This window comes from Massilia aurea (assembly GCF_014200505.1).
Lineage (GTDB): Bacteria > Pseudomonadota > Gammaproteobacteria > Burkholderiales > Burkholderiaceae_D > Telluria > Telluria aurea_B.
Map to the genome: position 1 here is coordinate 644,690 of NZ_JACHBX010000003.1, position 23,800 is coordinate 668,489.

Below are 23,800 nucleotides of genomic sequence, written 5' to 3' on the forward strand. Positions count from 1 at the left end.
CCACCACCTCCTGAACATCGCCAACTCAGCCTTTACTGCTAAAGTCTCGCATCTTTACAACCACCGCTCCCCCGTGAAAGCCATAACAAAACTCTTCGAACTCGGTTACGTGTTCATCGTCATCCTGTTCTTCGCCTGCGGCATCGGCCTCGTCGTGCTGGCTGGCGTCGAAATCTGGTCTGCCCTCAGCCCTTCCGCCGATACCGTTGCTCGCGAACGTTTCGACCTCATTCTTGAATGCATCGGCATGCTGACCATCGCCGTTGCCGCTCTCGGCCTTGGTCAGACCGTGCTGGAAGAAGAAATCCAGCGCGAAGCCAACATCAGCTCGCCTACCCGCGTTCGTCGCTTCCTGTCGCGCTTCCTGATCGTGGTCGTCGTGTCCCTGTCGGTCGAGTGCCTGATCGGTGTGTTCCAGTTTGTCCACGGCAGCCCGGAATACTTGCCGCACGCTGCGTCGATCGGTATTGCCGCCGCCGCCCTGCTCGCCACCTGGGGCATGTTCGTCCGGATGAACGTCAGCGCCGAGGAACTCGAACCGCACGCCATGCACGATGTGCAGGCTGAAGACAAGGTCATCGAAGGCGAAGATGTATCCGAAGAAGGTGAGCAACACGCCGAAGAACAGGGCGAGGACTACCACGCTGACGTAGACAAAAAGAAAGAATGAGCGGAAGCACTTGGTAAATCTGCCAAGTGCCGCTATAATCTCGTCTTCTTCGGGTCGTTAGCTCAGCTGGTAGAGCAGCGGACTTTTAATCCGTTGGTCGCAGGTTCGAATCCCGCACGGCCTACCAAAGATTCAACGACAACGCCAACCTTCGGGTTGGCGTTGTCGTTTTCGTTGTCCTTTTACTGCGCGCCCCATGCCCCAGACCATCGCCAGCGCCGTCCACCACGAACTGATTATCAAGAAAAGCCGCTTCATCGCGTGCGTGCAGCCGATGGCTGACCGTGCTGGTGCGCAACAGGTCGTGGCGGCGCTGCGCGCGCAGCATCCTGGCGCGGCGCATGTGTGCTGGGCGTTGCTGGCCGGCGGCCAGTCGGCGGCGGTCGATGATGGCGAGCCGAGTGGCACGGCCGGGCGGCCGATGTTCGATGTGCTGCGGCACCAGGATCTCGATGGTGTGCTGGCCACGGTGGTGCGCTACTTTGGCGGCGTCAAGCTCGGTGCAGGCGGCCTCGTGCGGGCCTATACCGACAGCGTCGCGCAGGCGCTGTTGGGCGCGCCGAAGATCCCGATCATCAAGCTGCGCCAGCTGCGCTGCAGCGCGCCGTATGCGATGGAAGGGATGCTGCGGCGCGAGCTCGATGCGGCCGGCGCCACGCTCGATGATGTAGCGCATGGCGACGACGTGCAGTTCACGTTCAGCCTGCCGGCAAGTGACGCCGCCGATATCCGCGCGCGACTGGGCGACGTGGGCCATGGCCGCATCGTGTGGCCGCCGGACGACGACGAATCGCTGCCCGCATGAGGCGCCCCATTCGGGCGCCCTATACCTGTCATCACGACTCGTGAGCGGACGTTTGGCCATGCAGCCGGTATAGTGGTAGACCCAGCCGCAAATTCCTCCGTCGGCAGGGATCATTTTCCACCGCAGTACAACCACCTCCCCTGTGATCAAGAAAAGCCTACTTCCCCTCGCCCTTGGCGGCTTCGGCATTGGCATGACCGAATTCGTCATGATGGGCATCCTGCCCGATATTGCCCGTGGTCTGCAGATCACGATTCCGCAAGCCGGCTATCTCATCACCGCCTACGCACTCGGTGTCGTGGTCGGCGCGCCGACCCTCGTCACGATTGTCGCCGGCCGTCCGCCGCGCACCGTGCTCATTTGGTTCATGCTGATGTTTGCCGTGTTCAATGCGATGTCGGCGTTCGCGCCGAACTTCGAGACGATGATGGCGTCGCGCTTCCTGGCCGGCTTGCCGCATGGCGCCTTCTTTGGCGTGGGCGCGGTCGTCGCCAGCCGCCTGGCCGAGCCAGGCAAGACGGCGGCGGCGATGGCCATGATGTTTACCGGGTTGACGCTGGCCAACGTGCTGGGCGTGCCGCTCGGCACCTGGATCGGCCATGCATTCGACTGGCGCATGGTGTTCCTGATCGTCGCGGTCATTGGCCTACTCACCATGTGGAGCCTGTATCAGTGGGTGCCGCCGATCGAGCCAAGCAAACGTACGGGCCTGATGCAAGACCTGCGCATCTTCCGGCACCTCGATCTGTGGCTGGCCCTGGGCATCGTGTCGATCGGTACCGGCGGCTTCTTCGCGTGGTTCAGCTATATCGCGCCGCTGCTGACCGATGTCACGGGCTTCAGCACGGGCGCGCTGCCGCTGATCATGACGGCGGTCGGCGTGGGCATGACGGTCGGCGTGCAGTTTGGCGGCTATCTGGCCGACAAGTTCCATCCGCTGCCGGCCCTGCTGATCCTGATGGTCTCGATGGTCGTACTGCTACTGTGCAATGGCCTGATGGCCGAGTCGAAGATTGCGATGGTGGTGCTGGCGTTCCTGACTGGCGCCAATGCGCTGGCCATTGGTCCGCCGGTCCAGGTGCTCCTGATCGAACATTCGCGCGAAGCGGAGATGCTGGGCTCGTCGCTGGGCCAGGCCGGTTTCAACGTCGGCAATGCGCTGGGCGCCTTACTGGGCGGGATTCCGCTGACGCTGGGCTTTGCCTACACCGCGCCGCAGTGGGTCGCGGCGGCGATGGCGCTGTGCGGTGTGGTCCTGACGGCGTTGATGCTGACACGTCGCCGCTGGAAGGCACGCGAATTGGCCCGGACGGTCGAGCGCATGCTGGCCGAGGCGCAGCCGGCAACCTCGCCGCCGGTGTAACGGCCAGGTCGATTCAGGCGCAGGCTGCGCGCAGGCGGCGCCTGCGCGAGGCGGCAACGCCGGCGACACCAACCGCGCCGGCCAGCATCAACGCCAGCGTGCCTGGCTCGGACACCTCGGCCGGCGGCACGTTCTTGACGAGCTCGAAACCCGCGACCTCGACCGACTTGAAGTAGTGGTTCGAGTTCACCTGGACGCTCGAGTTCCACGTATCGGCAATGACCTGGCCATTGATCACGCCCCAGCCGTTTTCGACGGTGGCATACGGCGCCAGCACGCTGCCGATGATGCCCCGGACGTTGACCGATTCGGCTTCATAGAAGTTGAACAGCACGTTGTAGCCGCTCAATGGGTCAAAGCCGATATTGCCACCATTGAAGCCACCTTGCTTGCCACCGATATTGAAAATCAGCGTCTGCCCTGCACTCAGGCCGGTCAGCATCCAGTTGTTGCCGCCGTTGAAAAAGTCGGCATTCACATTGAACACGTCAACGCCGCCCTTGCCGCTGCCAGTGACCTTGTTGGCACTGTACTCGCGCGTGACCGTGCCAGTGGATGCAACCATGCTCAGGCCGCTGGCGATGTCCTTGAACTGCTGGGCTGCGGCAGCAAAGTCGACGGGGCTGATGTTGGTAGCGGGCGTCTGCGCGGCATTATTCAGGGTGGTCGTGCCACCGGCATAGGTCTTGCCGTTGCTGATTGCGCCATTTTGCAGGAACAGATTGCCGCCCGCGGCCACCGCGTAGCCGCCATACGCAGCCTTGCCGTTCTGGTTGACCGCGTAACTGGCGATCGAGACATTGCCACCCGAAACGATAGCGCCTTCGACGTCGCTTGAGTTGGCCGTAAAACTGCCCGCGGTGAAGACATTCGCGCCGCCCATCACCGAACCGATATCGAGCACACCAGCGTGTGCACCGGTCATTGCCAGTAATGCCGTCAGACATACGCCAAGCTTGATCACAATAGTTCCATTTAGAAATTGGTAATGATCAATAGTATCATTTCCAATATCGTATTTACACGGAAAATTGGATCACACCAACGTGATGCCACCCATAGCGTGAGCAGTCTCGGCCGCCTCTTCCAGGATCTCGGCCAGCGTGGCTTCATCGAACACGAAGTCGATCGCGTTTTCACCATGCGGCGGCAGTGGCTCACGCCGGCTATCGAGCGGCGATGGCACCGGTGCATATTGATTGGCCATCAGGAGCGTATCGAGCAAGGTGGCGGGTGGCATATTGAGCCAGCCGCCGCGCATGTCGGCGATGGCGTCGGAGACGGCCGGCGGAATCGACAGCTTCTTCATGACCTCGGCGCTGACCACGTCCTCGCACAGCGCGCCCCAGTTGTCGGCATCGTCGTCGAGGAGGCCAGGAAATTCATCAGCCCGCGCCAGCAGATAGAACGCGCCTACTTCGTGCACGATGCCGGCAAACAATGCGGTGTCAGGATTGACGCCCGTCACGCGCCGCGCCAGCGAATAGGCGATCGCAGCCATGTGAGTCGTGTGCTCCCACAACTGTTCGGCTTTGGCGCGTAGCTGGGGATCGTTGATGCGGTTGCCGAACTGGCGCACTACCAGGCTCGCAACCAGCGCCTGCAGGCGGCGGTAGCCAATGCGCGTCACGGCGGTGCGGACATTGGTCACGGGCACCGAGCCGCCGCCGCCAAATGCGGCGGTGTTGGCCAGCGCAACCGTGCGCGCAGCCAGCTGTGGTTCGGCCAGCACCAGCCTGATGGCCTCATCGATATGGCAATCGGGATTGTCGAGCGCCTGCTGCAGACGCAGCACGGCATTGACGCTGGTGGGGAACGTGATTTCGCCGCGGACAGCTTGCGCAGCGATATATCCAAAGGCTTCGAGTTTATTCACCGGGCGATTATAGCGCCCGCCATCTGCCCCGCCGGGCGTGTCTGTGCACCTCACGCCCCGTACGTGCCAACTGTGGCGTCAAGACCACACGTACGCCGGATACAAAAACGTCGTCCGCGGAACCAGTCCGGGGACGACGCCTTCATACCAGGTGCCAGCCGCAGTGAGGTGCGGCCAGGCGCGGGTCAGGAATTACTTGGCCTTGTTGGCGTCGCGTGCTGCGTCGCGGGTCGACTTGGCTTGCATTTCGCACTTGTCTTCTGCATCGCCTTTCAGGGCGTCGCATTTTTCGTCAGCCAGGTCGTACTCGGCTTCGATGACGTTACCGCGTGCTTTCATCACGTTGTTGCCGGTGTTGTCGAACTTCACCACTGCATCGTGCTCGGCCTTGGCGCGCATCAGCTTGGCTTCATCTTCGCAGATGTCTTCTGCGTTGCCGCTCATGGCGTCGCACTTGTCTTTGGCGACTTTGTAGTCGGCCTTGGCCTTGTCCATGGCCGTTTTGTGCGCAGCCTTGTTGACGGTCTGGGCGGCTGCAGGTGCGATACCAACGGCGGCGAAGGCAGCGGCGGTGATCAAGGTAGCGATGAACGATTTCATGGTGAAGTCCCTTATTAGGTTGTTGGTGTAGCCATTAAACGCCATCCCCAACAACCGCTCTGTGCGACACCGTACACTTGTGAAAAAATCAATTAAGCAAATGCGGTTGATAGCCTGATGCCTTCGGTGCGGCATGTGCACCGGCAGGCGCATCGGCGTTCAGCCGGAAGATGCTGACCAGCTGCGCCAGGCGCTGCGATTCATCTTCCAGCGTGGCGGCCGAACCACTGGCCTGCTGCACCAGCGCCGCGTTCTGGCGCGTGGCTTCGTCGATCTGCGCGATCGCGCCATTGACCTGCTCGATGCCAGCGTTCTGCTCGACTGTCGCGTGGCTGATCTCGGCCATGATATCGGTCACGCGTTTGACGCCCGTGACGATTTCGCCCATGGTCTCGCCGGCGCGGTCGACCAGCACAGCGCCCGCGTCCACACGCTCGACCGAGCTACCGATCAGCACCTTGATTTCCTTCGCTGCTGCGGCCGAGCGCTGCGCCAGATTGCGCACCTCGGTGGCAACCACGGCAAAGCCACGGCCCTGCTCGCCCGCACGCGCCGCTTCGACGGCGGCATTGAGCGCCAGGATATTCGTCTGGAACGCGATGCCATCGATGACGCCGATGATGTCCACGATCTTTTTCGACGATTCGTTGATCGACGCCATCGTGTCGACCACTTGCGCGACAACCTCGCCGCCGCGCAGCGCCACCGCCGATGCCGACTCGGCCAGGCTGTTGGCCTGACGTGCATTCTCGGCGTTCTGGCGCACGATGCCAGTCAGTTGGGTGACCGACGTGGCGGTGGCGTGCAGCGTGCCGGTCTGGCGTTCGGTACGGCTGGACAGGTCGCGGTTGCCGTCGGCGATTTCGGTAGAGACGGCGCTGATTGCCAGCGTGCCGTTGCGCACCTGCGAGACGATGCGCACCAGGCTGTCGCGCATGCCCTGCATCGCAAACAGCAGGCTCGTGTTGTCGCCCGGACGGGTGACGATCGCCACACCCAGGTCGCCACCGGCAATGGCCGAGGCGATCGACGCGGCGTAATCCGGCTGGCCACCCAGTTGGCGCAGCAGGCCACGGGCCGTGTACCAGGCCGCCAGCGAACCGGCGGCAATCGCGCCCAGGCATAGCAGCGCCATCCAGCCGACGAAGCCCTTGGCCATCGCGCGGGCATCGGCGGCCGCTTCGTTATTCAGTTTTTCTTCCAGGTCAATCAGACGGTTGATGCTGGCGAGCCAACCGGTAAAGGCCGGTGCGGCCGATTGCGACAGCAGCGCGGCGGCCTCGGCGCCCTGGCCGGCGGCGTGCAGCGCGACCACGCGTTCGATCAGCGGCTTGGTGAGATTTTCCTGCGCCTTGATGGCAGCCAGCGCGTCCTTCTCTTCGGGGAGCATGTCAGTGCGCTCGGCGAACAGGGCGTCCAGCGGGCCGGCCGAGCGCGCATAGTTGTCATCCAGCGTCTTGATCAGCGCGATGGGGGTCGCGGCGCCGGCCGGGTCGGCTGCCAGCACCACGTCACGCAAGGCGATCGCGCGGTCGTGCACGCTGCCGCGGAAATTGATCGCGTAGCGCTGTTTGACGCTGTTCACGTCATTGATGTAATTCAGGACATTTTCGATGCGCCCCACGCGGCTCGCGCCCAGCGCAACCAGGACAATCATCAGCAAAAAGACGACGCCATAGCCGAAAGCCAGCCGGGCGCCGATCGTGAGGTTCTTGTTTTTCATGGGAGGGGTCGAGATCAGTGGGTCGCAAAGAAAACTGTCTGTTTTCTTTCAGCGAGCGCAAATATATCACCCGATATTGCCCATTGGAATCAAATCTGAATCGTGTGCACCTCGTGCGCACCATTACGCAACACTTGCCCGTGGTCGGTCGTGACAACCACGGGTCGACACGTCTCAGCGTACGGTGGCCAGTGCTGCGCCCTGCTCCCAGCCACCGCCCAGGGCACGCGCCACCGCCACCGTCGCCAGCAGGCGCTGGGTGCGAATCTGCGCCGCGGCGCGGTCGGCGGCCAGCGTGCTGCGCTGGGCATCGGTCACGTCCAGATAGGTCGACACGCCACGGTCGTAGCGCGCCTGCGCCACCAGCAGCGCGCGCGCCGCTGCCTGCTGCGACTGGGCCTGCACATCGCCCTGCTTCGAGCGCTGCTCGACGTCCGACAGCGCATCTTCCACTTCGCGCAGCGCCGTCAGCAGGCGCGTGTCGTGGTTCGCGCGCGCCTCGTCGTAGCGCGCCTGCGCCAGCGCCAGGTTGGCGCGGTTGCGGCCACCATCGAAGATCGGCAGCGACAGGGCCAGCGGCCCGGCCGAGAACTGGCGCGCACCGCCGCTCGTCAAATCGTTTAGGCTTTGCGACGCATAGCCAAAATTACCCGTCAGCGACAGCGCCGGGTAGAACGCGCCCTCGGCCACGCCGATCTGCGCATTGGCCGCTTTCAGCTGGGCCACGCTGGCCGCAAGATCAGGGCGCTGGCCCACGAGGCTGGCCGGCAGGCCCACCGGGATCGATGGTGGCTGCGGCAATGTGCCCGCCGCCGTCTCGGGCAGCAGCGGTGCTGTAGGCGAGGCGCCCACGAGCGTGGCCAGCGCGTGTTCGACCAGATTGCGCTGGCGCTGGACTTCGTGCAGGTCGGCTTCGGCGTTGGCGCGCTCGATGCGGGTGCGCGACACATCGAGCTCGTTCGACAGCCCGGCATTGAAGCGCGCTTCGATCAGGTCCTGCGACTCGCGCCGCGTGGCCAGCGCGTCGCGCAGGATCGCCATCTCGGCATCCAGCCCGCGCAACTGCCAGTAGTTCGACGCCACCTGACCGGAGAGCATCAAGAGCACGCCATCGCGGTCGATCTGCGCGGCCAGTGCCTGCGCGTCGCTCGCTTCAACGATGCGGCGCACGCGGCCCCACAGGTCGAGCTCATACGAGAACGACGCGGCCACGCTGTAGTTGTTGCCTTCGATCGAGCGACCACCGAGGGCCAGGCCCTGCGACGTCTCGCTCGACGTACGCGCATTGGACACGCCCGCGCCCACCGACACCGACGGCAGCTGCCCGGCGCGCACGACGCCCAGTTGCGCCTGCGCCTGCAGCAGGCGCTGTGCTGCGGCTTCGACGCCCGGGTTGTCGCGCAAGGCGCGCGTCTCCAGCGTATCGAGCGTCGCGTCGCCAAACACCTGCCACCAGGTGGCCGGCAGGCGCGCGCCGTTCGTGCTGGCGTCGACGTGGCGGAATGCCGTATCGGCGGGCGCCGGCGGCGCCTTGAAATCCGGGCCCAGCGTGGTGCAGCCGGCGAACAGGGTGCTGATGGCGATCGCAAGGACGCCGTTAAGTACAGGCTTGAACATGGTTTGTCTTTTCAATTGAATGCGGGTTCAGTGGCCACCGCCGCCACCGCCGGGCGACTTGACCTTGTCGGCCATCCAGATCGCCGCGATGCAGCCGATCAGGATGATGCCGATGATCCAGAAGCCGTCGTTGTAGGCCATCACATACGATTCACGCCGCACGATGCGGTCTACCACGCCCAGCGCCTGGTTGGCCGCGGCCGCCGGGTCGATGCCCTTGGCGATAAAGGCCTGGGTCAGCATGTCGAGCCGCTCCTGCGTGGCCGGCGCATAGGTCGAGACAGCCTCGCCCAGGCGCGCCGAGTGAAAGTGTTCGCGGTTGGTCAGCGTGGTGGCCAGCAGCGCGATACCGACCGAGCCACCGAGATTGCGCGTCATGTTGAACAGGCTCGAGGCCGAGCCCATTTCGCGCGGCGGCAGGCCGGACATGGCGAAGTTCGACAGCGTCAGCATCACGAACGGCTGGCCGATGGCGCGCACGACCTGCGTCCACATCAGCTGGTCGTAGCCGGTGGTCGCATCCATATACGAATTCATGATGCACGAGATGCCAAACATGAACAGGCCAAAGCTGCACAGGATGCGGTTGTCCACTTTCGAGGACAGCTTGGCCGCGAACGGCATCACCAGCAGTTGCGGCAGGCCGACCCAGGCGATCACTTCGCCGATCTGCATCGGCGTGTAGCCGGCGATCTGGCCCAGGTACAGCGGCAACAGGTAGGCCGAACCATACAGGCCCATGCCGATGACTGCCGACAGCGTCGTCGCCACCAGGAAGTTACGCTGGCCGTACAGCGCCAGGTTCACGAACGGATCGGGGCGCGTAAAACTCAGCGCGATCCAGCCCAGGATGCCCGTCAGCGACAGCGCGGCGAAGGTCACGATGAAGCTCGAATCGAACCAGTCCTTCGAGTTGCCTTCTTCCAGGAAGATCGTCAGGCAGGCCAGGCCCATGGCCATCAGCGCGATGCCGAGCCAGTCGGCCTTGATCAGCGTGCGGATGTTGGACTTCTCGGCATCCATGCCCCACATCATGCCGGCGATGAGCAGCACGCCCGGCACCCAGTTGATGTAGAAGACCGACGGCCAGCCATACAGCTCGGTCAAGTAGCCGCCCAGCGTCGGGCCCATCGCCGGCGCGAGCGTTGCGGTCAGGCCGAAGATGGCCATGCCGGTGGCGCGCTTGGAGGGCGGCAGACGCGTCATCACGAGCATCATCGCCATCGGGATCAGGGCGCCGCCGGTAAAGCCCTGCAGCATGCGAAATACGATCATGCTCTGCAAGCTCCAGGCCGCGCCGCACAGCGTCGAGAACACGAGGAACAGCGCGGTCGTGCCCATCATGTAGTTGCGCATGCCAAACGCGCGCGTAAACAGCGCCGTCATCGGGATCACGACGATCTCGGCGCACAGGTAGGCGGTGGAGATCCACGAGCCTTCTTCCTGCGTGGCCGACAGCGTGCCGAGGATGTCGCGCAGCGACGAATTGGTGATCTGGATGTCGAGCACCGCCATGAAGGCGCCCAGCATGCCGGCGGCGATCGCGACCCAGGTGCGCAGGTCCACCGCGGCGCCATTCGCGGGTGCGCCCGGCATGCCGCTGCCCATCGCGCCCGACGGGGCTGATTTGCTCAAGCTGGTCATGATGTGCTTAGCGCGCGGCTGCGGTCTGCGTCGGTTTCACGTCCTGGTTGAGCCTGACCTCGGCCACCACCGACATGCCCGGCACCAGGCGGCCCGCGTACTTCTTGACGTCTTGCGGATCGAGCGTGATCTTGACCGGCACGCGCTGGACGATCTTGGTGAAGTTACCGGTCGCGTTATCGGCCGGCAGCAGCGCGAACTGGTTGCCCGACGCCGGTGAGAAGCTGTCCACGCGGCCCACCAGGTGATGGTCGGGCAGCGCATCGACTTCCAGGCTCACGGCCTGGCCCGGCGCAAGGCCGCCCAGCTGCGTTTCCTTGAAGTTGGCGACGACCCAGACGTTGTCTTCGACCACGGCCAGCATCGCCTGCCCCGGCTGCACGCGTGCGCCGACTTCGACGCTGCGGCGGCCGATGCGGCCTGCCACCGGCGCCACGATGCTGTTGTAGGCCAGCTGCTGGCGCGCGTCTTTCAGCTGCGCCTGCAGCACCTTGATTTCGGCCTTGAGCACATCGCGACCCGCTTCGGCGGCGCCGATCTGGGCCTGCGCAGCAGCGGCGTTGTCGCGGCGCGCGGCCACGTCGGCCACGGCGCCGGCACGCGCTGCGCTCGATGCATCGACTTCGGATTTCGACACGGCTTTCATCGTATCGTTGTACAGCTGGCCGAAACGCTCGGCATCCTGGCGGGCGCGCAGCAACTGGGCTTCGGCCTGGCGCACCTGGGCGCCAGCGGCGCCGGCCTGGGCGCGCACCTGCAGCAACTGGGCGTCGGACTGCTTGACCTGCTGCTCCATGCTGGCGATCTGCGCCTGGATCTGCTCGACGCGCACGGACTGGTCAGCCGGATCGAGCAGCGCCAGCACGTCGCCTGCCTTGACCATCTGGTTGTCTTCCACCAGCACTTTTGTCACCACACCCGCCACGCGCGACGAGACCTGGTGCATGCGCCCGGTGACGTAGGCGTTTTCGGTTTCCACGAAATGGGAGCTGCGGTACCACATGCGTCCACCGGCGCCGATGGCCAGCAGGGCAATCACGCCAACCACAACCAGAACGCGCTTGTTGGGCGGCTTCTTGGCGGCGGGAGCGTCCGCCCGAGGTTGTGCTGCGCTCGCCTGCCCTGCCTTGATGTCGTTCTCTGCCATGGTGCTGCTCCGAAATGAAATGAAATGGATTCGTCGCATTATTCGCCATCAATACAACGAAGTCAAGAAATGAAACGGTTGCATTTCATTTTATTTTGCTCTAGAGTCCAACGTATGAACACAGCATTGACATGTATAAAATCTGCCGGTCGGCCCAAGGCAGCCGACGTCGAGACGCGCAACCAGGAACTGATCGAGGCCGCTGGCCGACTGTTCCTGAAGAACGGCTATACCCGCACCAGCCTGGAATCGATCGCGCGTGAAGCGCGCGTGGCCGTGCGCACCATCTACGTCAAGTTCGGCGGCAAGGCCGGCCTGCTCAAGGCTGTGCTGGCCTCGCGACGCGAGCGCCTGTTTGCAGAGCGCAATATGGAGCTCGACACGCGTCCGCTGCGCACGATCCTCGATGAATTTGCGCGCGATTTCTACGCGCTGCTGGTCGAGCCCGATGCCATCGCCCTGCAGCGGGTGGTGATCGCGGAGGCGAGCACGAATCCGGAACTGGCCGAAGCATTTTACGAAGGCGGCCCGCGCATGACGCGCGACATGCTGGCGCGCTTTTTCGCACGCGCCGATATCCGGCTGCAACTGCGCGACGACGTGCCGCCGTCGGTCATGCTGACGCATCTGATCGGCTGCATCAACGGTGATCCGGTCGGGCGCTTTCTGTTTCCGGATGCCGAACCGTCGGGCGAGGAAGCACAGCGCCAGCTGGCGGCGCGCATGGAACTGTTCTATAGCAGCGTGCTCAAACCCGGCTGAGTTTATGCATGTAGCTTGGTGGAAAGTTCAGTGTGCCATCGTACCGACTATTACCACTAAACTATGTCATTATGTAAATGTTCACAACGGGTGTCGTGAATGCAAATAAGAGCGGTGTGACCGCGAGGAGAAAGTATGAGCAAGTCGTCCAGATATGAATGGCGTGATCAGGCAGCTGCCCTGCAGGAGCGTATGAAGAGTTTTATCGAAAATCCGGGCGATGACCAGCTGGAAGCAGTCATCGCTGACATGCGTACCTACGCAGCAGCCGCCAAGAACGGCGCAATCGATATTCCGGAGCGCTTCGTCAGCTTCGCCTGAAGCCTGCGACGCGTCTCCATGCATGCCGTCCGGTACACACCGGGCGGCATTTTTTTTGTGCAACGCCGTCAAACGGCCGACAGCGGGACTGGCCGTGCCTTCTCTTCGACCTCGTGGACGCGGGTTAAAAAGTGCATCTTGCGCGGCGCCCGGTGACGTTCGTGGAGTTCTCGCGTGACCACTTCGACGCGGCGCGGCCGCAGGGCAAGCTGGCATGGATCGACGACGCCGCCACCGCCCGGTATGGCATCGGCCAGTTGCTGCGCCAATGGCTGGGCCACGGTGCCGGTGATGACGGTGGCTGTTCCATGGATCGTGGTGTGGAGTTCGAATGCGTGCGATTGTGGCAGCACGTAGATGGTGCCGATGTAGTCGTTACTGTACTCGTCCATATGCCCTCCGGGGCTGTGCGAGAAAGGCGGCAACGCTGCTGCCGCCGTATCACTTCATCTTAGACCTTTGGCGGCGTGCTGCAAGCGGCACGCACGCTGCGTACTGGCATAAAAAAACCGGGACCATGAAGGTCCCGGTCTCGCTTGCCACGTTGCCGATCAGCGCTTGCGCGGTGGCGGCAAATCGGTGCAGACACCTTCGTACGCCTCGGCTGCCATGCCGATCGACTCGCCCAGCGTCGGGTGCGGGTGAATCGTCTTGCCGATATCCACGCCGTCGGCGCCCATCTCGATCGCCAGCGCGATCTCGCCGATCATGTCGCCGGCGTGCGTGCCGACGATCGTGCCGCCGATGATGCGGTGGGTTTCAGCGTCGAACAGCAGCTTGGTGAAGCCCTCGTCGCGGCCATTGGCCACGGCGCGCCCGCTCGCGTTCCACGGGAAGTGACCCTTCTCGACCTTGATGCCTTGCTGCTTGGCTTCGTCTTCGGTCAGGCCGACCCATGCCACTTCCGGATCGGTGTAGGCCACCGATGGAATGACCTTGGCGTCGAAATGCGTCTTCTTCTCGAAGGCCGCCTCGGCCGCCACGTGCGCTTCGTGCACCGCCTTGTGCGCCAGCATCGGCTGGCCCACAAGGTCGCCGATGGCGAAGATGTGCGGTACGTTGGTGCGCATCTGGCTGTCCACGGCGATGAAGCCGCGCTCGCTCACTGTCACGCCGGCCTTGTCGGCTGCGACCTTCTTGCCGTTCGGGCTGCGGCCCACGGCTACCAGGACCAGATCGTACAGTTGCGGTTCCGGCGCGGTAGCACCTGCTTCGGCGGCTTCGAACGTGACCTTGATCCCTTCCGGCAGCGCTTCCACGCCAACGGTTTTCGTCTTGAGCATGATGTTGTCGAAGCGGTGCGCGTTGTACTTCTGCCAGACCTTGACGGCCTCGCGGTCCGCGCCCTGCATCAGGCCGTCCATCATCTCGACCACGTCGATGCGCGCACCGAGCGTCGAATACACGGTCGCCATTTCCAGGCCAATGATGCCGCCACCGATGACGAGCATCTTCTTCGGCACCTGGCGCAGTTCCAGCGCGCCCGTCGAATCGACGATGCGCGGGTCTTCCGGCACGAACGGCAGCTTGACCACCGACGAACCGGCCGCAATCACGGCCTTCTTGAAACTGATGACCTTCTTGCCGCCATCGGCTGCCGTGACTTCGATGTGGTTCGGGCTCAGGAATGCGCCCACGCCCTGCACCGTGTTGACCTTGCGCGCCTTGGCCATGAAGGCCAGGCCGCCGGTCATCTTCTTGATCACGCCATCCTTGTAGCCGCGCAGCTTGTCGATGTCGACTTCTGGCTTGGCAAACGCCACGCCCAGATCGGCCATGTGCGCCGTTTCATCCATGACGGAGGCCACGTGCAGCAGCGCCTTCGACGGGATGCAGCCCACGTTCAGGCACACGCCGCCCAGCGTTGCGTATTTCTCGACCAGCACGGTGTTCATGCCCAGGTCGGCCGCGCGGAATGCAGCGGAGTAGCCGCCGGGACCGGCGCCCAGCACCATCATGTCGCACTCGATGTCGACCTGGCCGCTGTAGCTCGATGCGGCCGGCGCCGGCGCTGCGCCCAACTGGGCCGCTGGCGCCGGATGGGCCGGTGCGTACGAATCCGTTGGGCCCGTGGCCGCCGTTGGTGCGACCGCTTGCGCGCCGATCTGCGCGGCTGGCTTGGCGTCGGCTGGCTTGGACTCGGCTAGCTTGGCTTCTGCCGGCTTGGCGTCGGCGGCCGGGGCAGCGGCGCCCTCTTCCACCGTCAGCAGCAGCGTGCCTTCGTTGATCTTGTCGCCGACCTTGACCGTGATCGACTGCACCACGCCCGCGTGCGTCGACGGGATTTCCATGCTGGCCTTGTCCGATTCCACGGTGACCAGGGACTGGTCGACCTTGATCGTGTCGCCGGCCTTGACCATCAACTCGATGACTTCGACGTCCTTGAAGTCACCGATATTCGGGACTTTCACTTCAACAGTGCTCATCAGTGCGCTCCAATCACAGAAGGGTCTTGCGCAGGTCCGCCAGCACTTCGCCCAGGTAGGCGGAGAAGCGCGCGGCGCCGGCGCCGTCGATCACGCGGTGATCATACGACAGCGACATCGGCAGCATCAGGCGCGGCTGGAAGGTCGAACCATCCCACACCGGCTTCATTGCCGACTTGGACAGGCCCAGAATCGCCAGTTCAGGTGCGTTGATGATCGGTGTGAACGCGGTGCCACCAATGCCGCCCAGCGACGAGATGGTGAACGTTGCGCCCTGCATCGCGGTTGGCGGCAGCTTGCCGTCGCGCGCCTGCGCCGACAGCTCGCCCATTTCAGTGGCGATCTGCGAAATGGTCTTCTTGTCCGCATCTTTCACGACAGGGACCACGAGGCCGTTCGGCGTGTCGGCCGCGAAGCCGATGTTGTAGTACTGCTTCGTGATCAACGCTGCGCCATCGCCCGACAGCGACGCATTAAATTGCGGGAACTTCTTCAGCGCGGCGACGCTCGCCTTGATGACGAAGGCCAGCATGGTCAGCTTGACCGCCGACTTCTGCTTGGCCAGCGACGCGTTGGTGTCAACGCGGAACTGCTCCAAGTCGGTCACGTCGGCTTCGTCGAAGTGCGTCACGTGCGGGATCATGACCCAGTTGCGATGCAGGTTCGGACCCGAGATCTTCTTGATGCGCGACAGCGGCACCGTTTCGGTCGGACCGAATTTCGAGAAGTCCAGCGATGGCCAGGCCAGCAGGTCCAGACCGACGCCACTGCCACCGGCTTTTGCCGGTGCTGCAGCAGGCGGCGCTGCCATCACGCCCTTGACGAAGTTCTGCACGTCCTGCTGGGTAATGCGGCCTTTCGGACCGCTTCCCGGCACACGGCCCAGATCCACGCCCAGTTCGCGCGCGAACTTGCGGATCGATGGCGAAGCGTGCGCTTTCGAACCGGTCACGCCTGGTGCGGCTGGTGCTGGCGCTGGTGCGGCGGCTGGCGCAGGCGCAGCGGCTGGTGCAGGTGCTGCAGCAGCAGGTGCCGGTGCAGCAGCGGCTGGCGCGGCTGCAGGTGCGGCAGCAGGTGCGCCGCCAGTCGCTTCCACGACCAGCACGAGCGAATCCTTGGCGACCTTGTCGCCAACCTTGACCTTGATTTCCTTGACCACGCCGGCATGGCTCGATGGGATTTCCATGCTGGCCTTGTCCGATTCGACGGTCAGCAGCGACTGGTCGACCTTGATCGTGTCGCCCACCTTGACCATCAGTTCGATGACTTCGACTTCCTTGAAATCGCCGATGTCCGGCACGGTCACGTCGACCAGGCCGCCGGATGCAGCGGGTGCAGCGGCTGGCGCTTCGGCGGCAGCAGGCGCAGAGGCAGCAGGTGCAGCAGCAGGTGCAGCCGCAGCAGGTGCAGCAGGTGCAGCGTCGGCAGCAGGTGCAGCAGCCGGTGCGTCAGCCGCGCCGCCCGCTTCTTCGAGCAGCAGCACGAGCGAGCCTTCGGCAACCTTGTCGCCGACGTTGATCTTGATTTCCTTGACCACGCCGGCGTGGCTCGACGGGATCTCCATGCTGGCCTTGTCCGACTCGACGGTCACCAGCGACTGGTCCACCTTGATGGTGTCGCCCGGCTTGACCATCAGCTCGATCACTTCCACTTCCTTGAAGTCGCCGATATCAGGGACTTTGACTTCCACAATGCTCATAGTGTTAGCTCCGTTATTTTTTGAGTTAGCGTCCGAGCCGTCGTTCCAGCGAAGGCTGGAACCCAAGTTTGCCTGCACCCTGGCGCGCACGAACGAATCGGCTGCGCGAAGGACTTGGGTTCCCGCCTGCGCGGGAACGACGGTTCATGAGCATTACTGGGTCACCGGATTCGGCTTGTTCTGGTCGATGCCGTACTTGGCGATCGCCTGCGACACGATGGCGCGGTCGATCTTGCCTTCGTCGGCCAGTGCGCGCAGCGAAGCCACCGTGATGTAGTAGCGGTTCACTTCGAAGAACTCGCGCAGCTTGACGCGCGAATCCGAGCGGCCGAAGCCGTCCGTGCCCAGCACTTTGTAGGTGCGGTCCTTCGGCATGAAGCCGCGGATCTGCTCGGCGAACATGCGCATGTAGTCGGTCGTGGCGACGATCGGGCCGCTGGTGGCGCCCAGCTTCTCGGTCACGTACGGCACGCGCTGCGGCAGTTCCGGGTTGACCATGTTCCAGCGTTCGCAATCGTTGCCGTCACGTGCCAGCAGCGTCAGCGACGGCGCCGACCACACGTCCGCATCGACGTTCCAGTCGTTCTTGAGCAGTTCGGCCGCAAACATCGACTCGCGCAGGATGGTGCCGCAACCGATCAGCTGGACGCGCTGGGCGTTGTCCTTGCCGCCTTCCTGCAGCAGGTACAGGCCCTTGAGAATGCCCTCTTCCTGGCCAGGCTTCAGGCCCGGCTGCGGGTAGTTCTCGTTCATGATGGTGATGTAGTAGAACACGTCTTCCTGTTCTTCCACCATGCGGCGCAGGCCGTCCTGGATGATGACCGCGACTTCGTGACCGAAGGTCGGATCGTACGGCAGGCAGTTGGGCACGGTCGCGGCAATGATGTGACTATGGCCGTCTTCGTGCTGCAGGCCTTCGCCATTGAGCGTCGTACGGCCGGCGGTGCCACCCATCAGGAAGCCGCGCGCACGGATGTCGCCCGCCAGCCAGACCAGGTCGCCCACGCGCTGCATGCCGAACATCGAGTAGAACGTGTAGAACGGGATCATCGTGCGGTTGTTCGACGAGTACGACGTCGCTGCAGCGATCCACGAGCTCATGCCGCCCGCTTCGTTGATACCCTCTTGCAGGATCTGGCCTGCCTTGTCTTCGCGGTAGTACATCACCTGGTCGCGGTCGACCGGCTCGTACAACTGGCCCTGCTGGTTGAAGATACCGATCTGGCGGAACAGGCCTTCCATGCCGAAGGTACGCGATTCGTCGACCAGGATCGGCACGATGCGCTGGCCGATGCTTTCGTCCTTCAACAGGCTCGTGATCACGCGCACATACGCCTGGGTCGACGAAATCTCGCGGCCTTCCGGGGTTGGCTCGAGCACGCCCTTGAACGACGCCAGTGCCGGCACCGTCAGCTTTTCGTCCGACTTTTCACGGCGCTGTGGCAGGTAGCCGCCCAGCGCTTTGCGGCGCTCGTGCAGGTACACCATTTCAGGCGCATCGTCGGCCGGCTTGAAGAACGGGATATCGGCCAGCTGGTCGTCAGGGATCGCGATGTTGAAGCGGTCGCGCATGTCGCGGATCGCCTGGTCATCGAGCTTCTTGGTCTGGTGCGCGGTGTTGCGCGCCTCGCCCGACTTGCCCATGCCGAAGCCCTTGACGGTCTTCACCAGAAGGACCGTTGGGGTGCCCTTGTTCTCTTGCGCGTTCTTGAACGCGGCGTAGATCTTGTGCGGATCGTGGCCACCGCGGGTCAGACGCCAGATGTCGTCGTCGCTCATCTTCGAGACCATCTCGAGCAGCGCCGGATCCTTGCCGAAGAAGTGCTTGCGCACGTAGGCGCCGTCCTTGGCCTTGTAGTTCTGGTATTCGCCGTCGACCGATTCCATCATCACGCGCTGCAGGATGCCGTCCTTGTCCTGAGCGAGCAGCGGATCCCACTGCGAGCCCCAGATGACCTTGACGACGTTCCAGCCGGCGCCGCGGAAGTCGGCTTCGAGTTCCTGGATGATCTTGCCGTTACCGCGCACCGGACCGTCCAGGCGCTGCAGGTTGCAGTTGACGACCATGACCAGGTTGTCCAGCTGCTCGCGTGCGGCCATGCCGATCGCGCCCATCGATTCCGGCTCGTCCATCTCGCCGTCGCCGCAGAAGACCCAGACCTTGCGGTTGTCGGTCTTGGCAATGCCGCGTGCGTGCAGGTATTTCAGGAAGCGTGCCTGGTAGATCGCCATCAGCGGGCCCAGGCCCATCGACACGGTCGGGAACTGCCAGAAGTCCGGCATCAGCTTCGGGTGCGGGTACGACGACAGGCCCTTGCCGTCGACTTCGCGGCGGAAGTTCAGCAGCTGCTCTTCGGTCAGGCGGCCTTCGAGGAACGCGCGGGCGTAGATACCAGGCGACGAATGGCCCTGGATGTACAGCAGGTCGCCGCCGTGGTCTTCGGTCGGGGCGTGCCAGAAGTGGTTGAAGCCCGTGCCCAGCATATTGGCCAGCGAAGCGAACGACGAGATGTGGCCACCGAGGTCGCCGTCGGCGCGGTTGGCCTTGACCACCATCGCCATCGCGTTCCAGCGCATCCACGAGCGCAGGCGCTCTTCGTATTCGAGGTTGCCGGGCGAGTTCTGGTTCAGGTGCGCGGGAATCGTGTTGACGTACGCGGTGTTGCTCGAGAACGGGACGTGCGCGCCGCGACGGCGTGCCAGGTCCACCAGGCGCTCCATCAGGTAATGGGCGCGTTCCGTTCCTTCATGTTCGATCACCGCCTCCAGCGCATCGAGCCATTCCTTGGTCTCGATTGCGTCCGGATCGTTGGCGGTTTGCGAGGTCAACTGGTCGAGTTGAGCTGCCATGTCATGCGTCTCCTAGTGTGGTACGCCCCATCCGATCCCTGCGCAGGCTGGCGGCGGTTGATGAAATTCGAACTATCTTTTAGCTAAACCATCAGATTCTAACAGTGGACTTCCCCATTTTCAAACTATGATATTCGATTTCATAATGTGAAAACCTATGCTGCGACTGCACAATTTGTATAGGGAAATGTTGAACTTCCTGCCACCAATCATCGTATACCGAAGCGCCTGAAACACGGCAAAAAAGGGGTATTTCGGCCATTTGGAGCGGGCGACAGCGAACGGCAAGGCGGGCGCGGGCCGTATAATTCTGTTTTTGCCCAGGACGAGCCTCCCACCATGCCAGCCCAACACATCGACGGAATCCTTCTCTCACAACAACTGCGCACCGACATCGCCGCGCGCACCGCCAAGCTCACCGCAGCCGGCAAGCAGCCCGGCCTGGCCGTGATCCTGGTCGGGGAAGATCCCGCCAGCCAGGTCTATGTGCGCAACAAGGTCAAGGCCTGCGGCGACGTGGGTTTCCACTCGGTGCTCGAAAAATACGACGCCGACCTGAGTGAAGCTGCCCTCCTTGATCGCATTGCAGCATTGAACACCGACCCGGCCATCCACGGCATCCTCGTGCAAATGCCGCTGCCGAAGCACATCGACCCCAACAAAGTCATCGAAGCGATTTCGACGGCCAAGGATGTCGATGGCTACTCGGTGCTGTCGGCCGGCGAACTGATGACGGGCCTGGAAGGTTTCCGCCCCTGCACCCCGTACGGCTGCATGAAGCTGATCGAAACCACGGGCGTCGACCTGCGCGGCAAACACGCTGTCGTCATTGGCCGCAGCAACACCGTCGGCAAACCAATGGCCATGCTGCTCTTGCAAGCCAATGCCACCGTGACCATATGCCATAGCGCGACCGCGGATCTGGGCTATCACACCCGCCAGGCCGATGTCGTGGTGGCCGCCGTCGGCCGCCGCAATACCCTGACCGCCGATATGGTCAAGCCGGGCGCAATCGTGATCGACGTGGGCATGAACCGCGACGACGCGGGCAAGCTGTGCGGCGACGTCGATTTTGCCGGCGTGCGTGAAGTGGCTGGCCACATCACCCCGGTGCCGGGCGGCGTGGGGCCCATGACGATCACGATGCTGCTGCAAAACACGGTGGAATCGGCGGAACGCGAACTGAAGAACCAACGCTAACGAATCTGGAAGGACTATTGATGACGAACGAAACGAGCAATCCCCTCCTCGACTTTTCCGACTTGCCGCGCTTTGACGCGATCAAGCCCGAACACGTCACGTCCGCCATCGACAGTCTGATCGCCGAGGCGAACGCCGTCGTGGCGCAGCTCGAGGCGCCGCTGGATGAGGTTACCTGGGCCACGCTGGCCCCGCTCGACGACGTCGGCGAGCGCCTGGGCCGCGCCTGGGGCGTGGTCGGCCACCTGAACCACGTGGTCGACACGCCTGAGCTGCGCGCGACCTACAACGAGAACCAGCCGAAGGTCGTCGAGTTCTCGACCGCGCTGAGCCAGAACGAGGCGCTGTTCACCAAATACAAGCAGCTGCGCGAGAGCGCCGGCTTCGAGGCGCTGAGCGACACCCGCAAGCGCATCGTCGAAAACGCGCTGCGCGACTTCCGCCTGGGCGGCGCGGAGCTGGCCGCCGATAAAAAAGAGCGCTTCGCCGAAATTCAGGAACAGCAGTCGCAACTGTCGACGCGTTTCTCTGAAAACGTGCTCGATGCCACCAACGACTACAAGCTCGTGGTCGACAACGAAGCCGAACTGGCAGGCCTGCCGGACGACGTGAAGGCTGCCGCAAAAGCCGCCGCCGAACGCGATGGCAAGACCGGCTGGCTGTTCACGCTGCACTTCCCGTCGTATTTCCCGATCCTGCAATTTTCTACCAACCGTGCGCTGCGCGAAACGATCTATCGCGCCACCGCGACCAAGGCGTCCGACGCCGGCATCATGTTTACCGATGTCGCGAAGTGGGACAACTCGTCGAATATCGTCAAGTTGCTGCAACTGCGCAATGAAGAAGCGAAGATGCTCGACTACGGCAGCTTCGCCGATATCTCGCTGGTGGCCAAGATGGCGCAAAGCCCGCAGCACGTGATCGAATTCCTCGAAGACCTGGCGCGCCGCGCCCGCCCGTATGCCGAGAAAGACCTGGCCGAGCTGCGCGCGTTTGCCCGCGACGAACTGGCAATCGACGACCTGCAATCGTGGGACGTGGCTTTCGCGTCCGAAAAGCTGCGCGAGCAGCGTTACGCGTTCTCGGCCCAGGAAGTGAAGGAATACTTCCCCGAGCCGAAAGTGGTCGCCGGTTTGTTTGGCGTGATCCAGGAGCTGTTCGGCGTGACCGTGCGCCCGGACGACGCACCGACCTGGCACCCGGACGTGCGCTTCTTCCGCATCGAGCGTGACGGCCAGCTGGTCGGCCAGTTCTACCTCGACCTGTACGCGCGCGCCGGCAAGGCGCAAGGCGCGTGGATGAACGATGCGCGCGGGCGCCGCCTGCTGCACGGCGGCACCGTGCAGACGCCAGTGGCCTACCTGGTCTGCAATTTCACGCCACCGGCGATGAAAGACGGCGTGCTGCAGCCATCGCTGTTCACGCACGACGAAGTGACGACGCTGTTCCACGAATTCGGCCATGGCCTGCACCACATGCTGACTGAAGTCGAAGAGCTGTCGGTCTCGGGCATCTCGGGCGTCGAATGGGATGCGGTGGAACTGCCATCGCAGTTCATGGAAAACTTCTGCTGGGAGTGGGACAAGCTGCAGCAGATGACGGCGCACGTGAAAACCGGCGAGCCGCTGCCACGCGCGCTGTTCGACAAGATGACGGCCGCGAAGAACTTCCAATCCGGGATGCAAACGCTGCGCCAGGTCGAGTTCTCGCTGATCGACATGCACCTGCACTACGACTTCGATGCGCACAATGGGCAAGTCCAGGCACTGATCGATGACGTGCGCCGCAACTTCGCGGTCATCACGCCGCCGTCGTTCAACCGCTTCCTGCATTCGTTCAGCCACATTTTCGCGGGCGGCTACGCGGCCGGCTATTACAGCTACAAGTGGGCCGAGGTGCTGTCGGCCGACGCCTATGCCGCATTCGAAGAAGCCGTCGTCGATGGCGGCGCCGACCTGTTTGAAACGGGCCGGCGCTTCCAGCGCGAGATTCTGGCGGTGGGCGGTTCGCGCCCAGCGCTCGATTCATTCAAGGCATTCCGCGGTCGCGAACCGTCGATCGATGCCTTGCTGCGTCATAGCGGCATGAATGCCTGACCAATTGGATTGACCCTGTCGGGAGTGCCAGCGCACTCCCGATTTTCCATAAGCGCCCATGACCCGCATCGACTTTCATACCAATATCCCGGATAAGCTGGCCTATGCCTGCCGCCTTGCGCGCAAGGCATATGGCGCGCGCGCCAAAATCGTCGTGCTGGCCGATAGCCCCGAACAAGCCGACGCCTTGAATGCCGCCATGTGGACCGTGTCGGATACTGATTTCATTCCGCACGTGATGGCCGGCGACCCTCTGGCGGCGCAAACGCCGATCGTGATTACCGATAATGAAGACAGCGAACTGCCGCACCACGATATGCTCGTGAACCTGACGCGCCGCAGGCCGCGTAACTTCACGCAATTTGCGCGTGTGTTTGAAATTATCTCGATCGATGAAGAAGATGCCGCCGAAGGCCGCAAACGCTATATCGCGTATAAAAAAGAATCCTATCCGCTGACCCACTTCGTCGCAGGACAATCATGAGCCACGATCCCGCTTTCGATGCCAGTATTCCCGTGTTGACCGAAGTATTTGCAGAACCAACCGCGCCGGGCACGCCGCTGGCGCAGCCGGCGCCGGTGGTCGAAGCCGAGGCTCTGCCGCCGCCTGCGCCCGTGGTGGCCGCGCTTGAGGATGCGCCAGAAGCGCTGGAACGGCGCGCCGTCGACCATTGGAGCGGCGAGCAATGGAGCGTGATGGAGCGCCGCGTCACCGAGCGCATCCTGCAGCAATTGCAGGGCCGGATCGATTTCGTGCTCGAACAGCGCCTGCGCGACGGTATTGCCGACGCCGTCGACAAAGCAATGACCAGTTTCTCGGCCGATATTCGCAACAGCCTCGGCGATACGCTGAGCGATGTCGTGACGCGCGCAGTTTCGCAAGAAATTGCACACATCAGAATGCTGGAAAAATAAACCCGTACCACATGCCGCCCTGCCTTCCATTTGATTCGAAATTAACCCCGCGCACGATTGTCATTCCAAATTGGCGATTCAATAGT

The 23,800-nt window shown here is 63.2% G+C and carries 20 protein-coding genes and 1 tRNA gene; 10 read left to right on the plus strand and 11 right to left on the minus strand.

Going from position 1 to position 23,800, the window contains the following annotated elements:
* Nucleotides 1-109: 109 nt before the first annotated feature.
* The 4 genes from HD842_RS16725 (at nucleotide 110) to HD842_RS16740 (ending at nucleotide 2,838) form a co-directional block, all read left to right on the plus strand.
* Nucleotides 110-670, plus strand: a complete 561-nt coding sequence (locus tag HD842_RS16725) for a hypothetical protein (RefSeq protein WP_370660847.1) — start codon at nucleotides 110-112, stop codon at nucleotides 668-670.
* A gap of 51 nt (nucleotides 671-721) precedes the next feature.
* Nucleotides 722-797 (plus strand) — tRNA-Lys (locus tag HD842_RS16730).
* Nucleotides 798-866: 69 nt separating this feature from the next.
* A complete protein-coding gene (locus HD842_RS16735) occupies nucleotides 867-1,475 on the plus strand; it encodes an IMPACT family protein (protein ID WP_183555847.1) in 609 nt (202 codons plus the stop codon).
* A gap of 142 nt (nucleotides 1,476-1,617) precedes the next feature.
* Nucleotides 1,618-2,838 carry an MFS transporter gene (locus HD842_RS16740; protein WP_183555848.1) on the plus strand — a complete coding sequence of 407 codons (1,221 nt, stop codon included), beginning with the start codon at nucleotides 1,618-1,620 and terminating at the stop codon, nucleotides 2,836-2,838.
* A 13-nt stretch (nucleotides 2,839-2,851) separates the two neighbouring features.
* Here the strand turns inward: HD842_RS16740 and HD842_RS16745 are convergent, their stop codons facing one another.
* From HD842_RS16745 to HD842_RS16775, 7 genes are all read right to left on the minus strand, one after another.
* A complete protein-coding gene (locus HD842_RS16745; RefSeq protein WP_183555849.1) occupies nucleotides 2,852-3,763 on the minus strand; it encodes a choice-of-anchor A family protein in 912 nt (303 codons plus the stop codon).
* Nucleotides 3,764-3,874: 111 nt separating this feature from the next.
* A complete protein-coding gene (locus HD842_RS16750; RefSeq protein ID WP_183555850.1) occupies nucleotides 3,875-4,714 on the minus strand; it encodes an HDOD domain-containing protein in 840 nt (279 codons plus the stop codon).
* A gap of 192 nt (nucleotides 4,715-4,906) precedes the next feature.
* On the minus strand, nucleotides 4,907-5,314 hold the full coding sequence (locus HD842_RS16755; RefSeq protein ID WP_183555851.1) for a cell envelope biogenesis protein TolA: 408 nt from the start codon (nucleotides 5,312-5,314) through the stop codon (nucleotides 4,907-4,909).
* 88 nt (nucleotides 5,315-5,402) lie between these two features.
* Nucleotides 5,403-7,037, minus strand: coding sequence for a methyl-accepting chemotaxis protein (locus tag HD842_RS24390; protein ID WP_183555852.1), 1,635 nt, complete (start codon nucleotides 7,035-7,037; stop codon nucleotides 5,403-5,405).
* 174 nt (nucleotides 7,038-7,211) lie between these two features.
* Nucleotides 7,212-8,654, minus strand: a complete 1,443-nt coding sequence (locus tag HD842_RS16765) for an efflux transporter outer membrane subunit (protein ID WP_183555853.1) — start codon at nucleotides 8,652-8,654, stop codon at nucleotides 7,212-7,214.
* Nucleotides 8,655-8,681: 27 nt separating this feature from the next.
* Nucleotides 8,682-10,298, minus strand: coding sequence for a DHA2 family efflux MFS transporter permease subunit (locus tag HD842_RS16770; RefSeq protein ID WP_183555854.1), 1,617 nt, complete (start codon nucleotides 10,296-10,298; stop codon nucleotides 8,682-8,684).
* Nucleotides 10,299-10,305: 7 nt separating this feature from the next.
* The gene (locus tag HD842_RS16775; RefSeq protein WP_183555855.1) at nucleotides 10,306-11,445 is read right to left on the minus strand and encodes an HlyD family secretion protein; all 1,140 of its coding nucleotides are present in this window, start codon (nucleotides 11,443-11,445) and stop codon (nucleotides 10,306-10,308) included.
* Between the two features lie 114 nt (nucleotides 11,446-11,559).
* On the opposite strand from HD842_RS16775, the gene HD842_RS16780 reads away from it, so the two are divergent.
* Together HD842_RS16780 and HD842_RS16785 are read left to right on the plus strand one after the other, a co-directional pair.
* Nucleotides 11,560-12,207: a TetR/AcrR family transcriptional regulator gene (locus HD842_RS16780; protein ID WP_183555856.1), complete on the plus strand. Its 648-nt coding sequence runs from the start codon at nucleotides 11,560-11,562 to the stop codon at nucleotides 12,205-12,207.
* A 135-nt stretch (nucleotides 12,208-12,342) separates the two neighbouring features.
* The gene (locus tag HD842_RS16785) at nucleotides 12,343-12,528 is read left to right on the plus strand and encodes a hypothetical protein (RefSeq protein ID WP_183555857.1); all 186 of its coding nucleotides are present in this window, start codon (nucleotides 12,343-12,345) and stop codon (nucleotides 12,526-12,528) included.
* Between the two features lie 68 nt (nucleotides 12,529-12,596).
* Here HD842_RS16785 and HD842_RS16790 read toward each other — a convergent pair whose 3' ends face one another.
* The 4 genes from HD842_RS16790 to aceE form a co-directional block, all read right to left on the minus strand.
* Nucleotides 12,597-12,920, minus strand: coding sequence for a hypothetical protein (locus HD842_RS16790; protein WP_183555858.1), 324 nt, complete (start codon nucleotides 12,918-12,920; stop codon nucleotides 12,597-12,599).
* Between the two features lie 159 nt (nucleotides 12,921-13,079).
* The gene (lpdA, locus tag HD842_RS16795) at nucleotides 13,080-14,954 is read right to left on the minus strand and encodes a dihydrolipoyl dehydrogenase (protein ID WP_183555859.1); all 1,875 of its coding nucleotides are present in this window, start codon (nucleotides 14,952-14,954) and stop codon (nucleotides 13,080-13,082) included.
* A gap of 13 nt (nucleotides 14,955-14,967) precedes the next feature.
* Nucleotides 14,968-16,653 carry a dihydrolipoyllysine-residue acetyltransferase gene (gene aceF, locus HD842_RS16800; RefSeq protein ID WP_183555860.1) on the minus strand — a complete coding sequence of 562 codons (1,686 nt, stop codon included), beginning with the start codon at nucleotides 16,651-16,653 and terminating at the stop codon, nucleotides 14,968-14,970.
* A 153-nt stretch (nucleotides 16,654-16,806) separates the two neighbouring features.
* Nucleotides 16,807-19,503, minus strand: a complete 2,697-nt coding sequence (gene aceE, locus HD842_RS16805; RefSeq protein ID WP_183555861.1) for a pyruvate dehydrogenase (acetyl-transferring), homodimeric type — start codon at nucleotides 19,501-19,503, stop codon at nucleotides 16,807-16,809.
* A gap of 339 nt (nucleotides 19,504-19,842) precedes the next feature.
* Between aceE and folD the strand changes: the two genes are divergently transcribed.
* Genes folD through HD842_RS16825 form a run of 4 tightly spaced genes read left to right on the plus strand, consistent with a single transcriptional unit; the run spans nucleotide 19,843 to nucleotide 23,714 of the window.
* On the plus strand, nucleotides 19,843-20,703 hold the full coding sequence (gene folD, locus HD842_RS16810; RefSeq protein ID WP_183555862.1) for a bifunctional methylenetetrahydrofolate dehydrogenase/methenyltetrahydrofolate cyclohydrolase FolD: 861 nt from the start codon (nucleotides 19,843-19,845) through the stop codon (nucleotides 20,701-20,703).
* 20 nt (nucleotides 20,704-20,723) lie between these two features.
* A complete protein-coding gene (locus HD842_RS16815; protein WP_183555863.1) occupies nucleotides 20,724-22,799 on the plus strand; it encodes a M3 family metallopeptidase in 2,076 nt (691 codons plus the stop codon).
* 58 nt (nucleotides 22,800-22,857) lie between these two features.
* A complete protein-coding gene (locus HD842_RS16820; protein WP_183555864.1) occupies nucleotides 22,858-23,283 on the plus strand; it encodes a DNA polymerase III subunit chi in 426 nt (141 codons plus the stop codon).
* Nucleotides 23,280-23,714 carry a hypothetical protein gene (locus HD842_RS16825; RefSeq protein ID WP_183555865.1) on the plus strand — a complete coding sequence of 145 codons (435 nt, stop codon included), beginning with the start codon at nucleotides 23,280-23,282 and terminating at the stop codon, nucleotides 23,712-23,714. The genes HD842_RS16820 and HD842_RS16825 overlap by 4 nt, the downstream gene beginning before the upstream one ends.
* The last annotated feature ends 86 nt before the right edge of the window (nucleotides 23,715-23,800 follow it).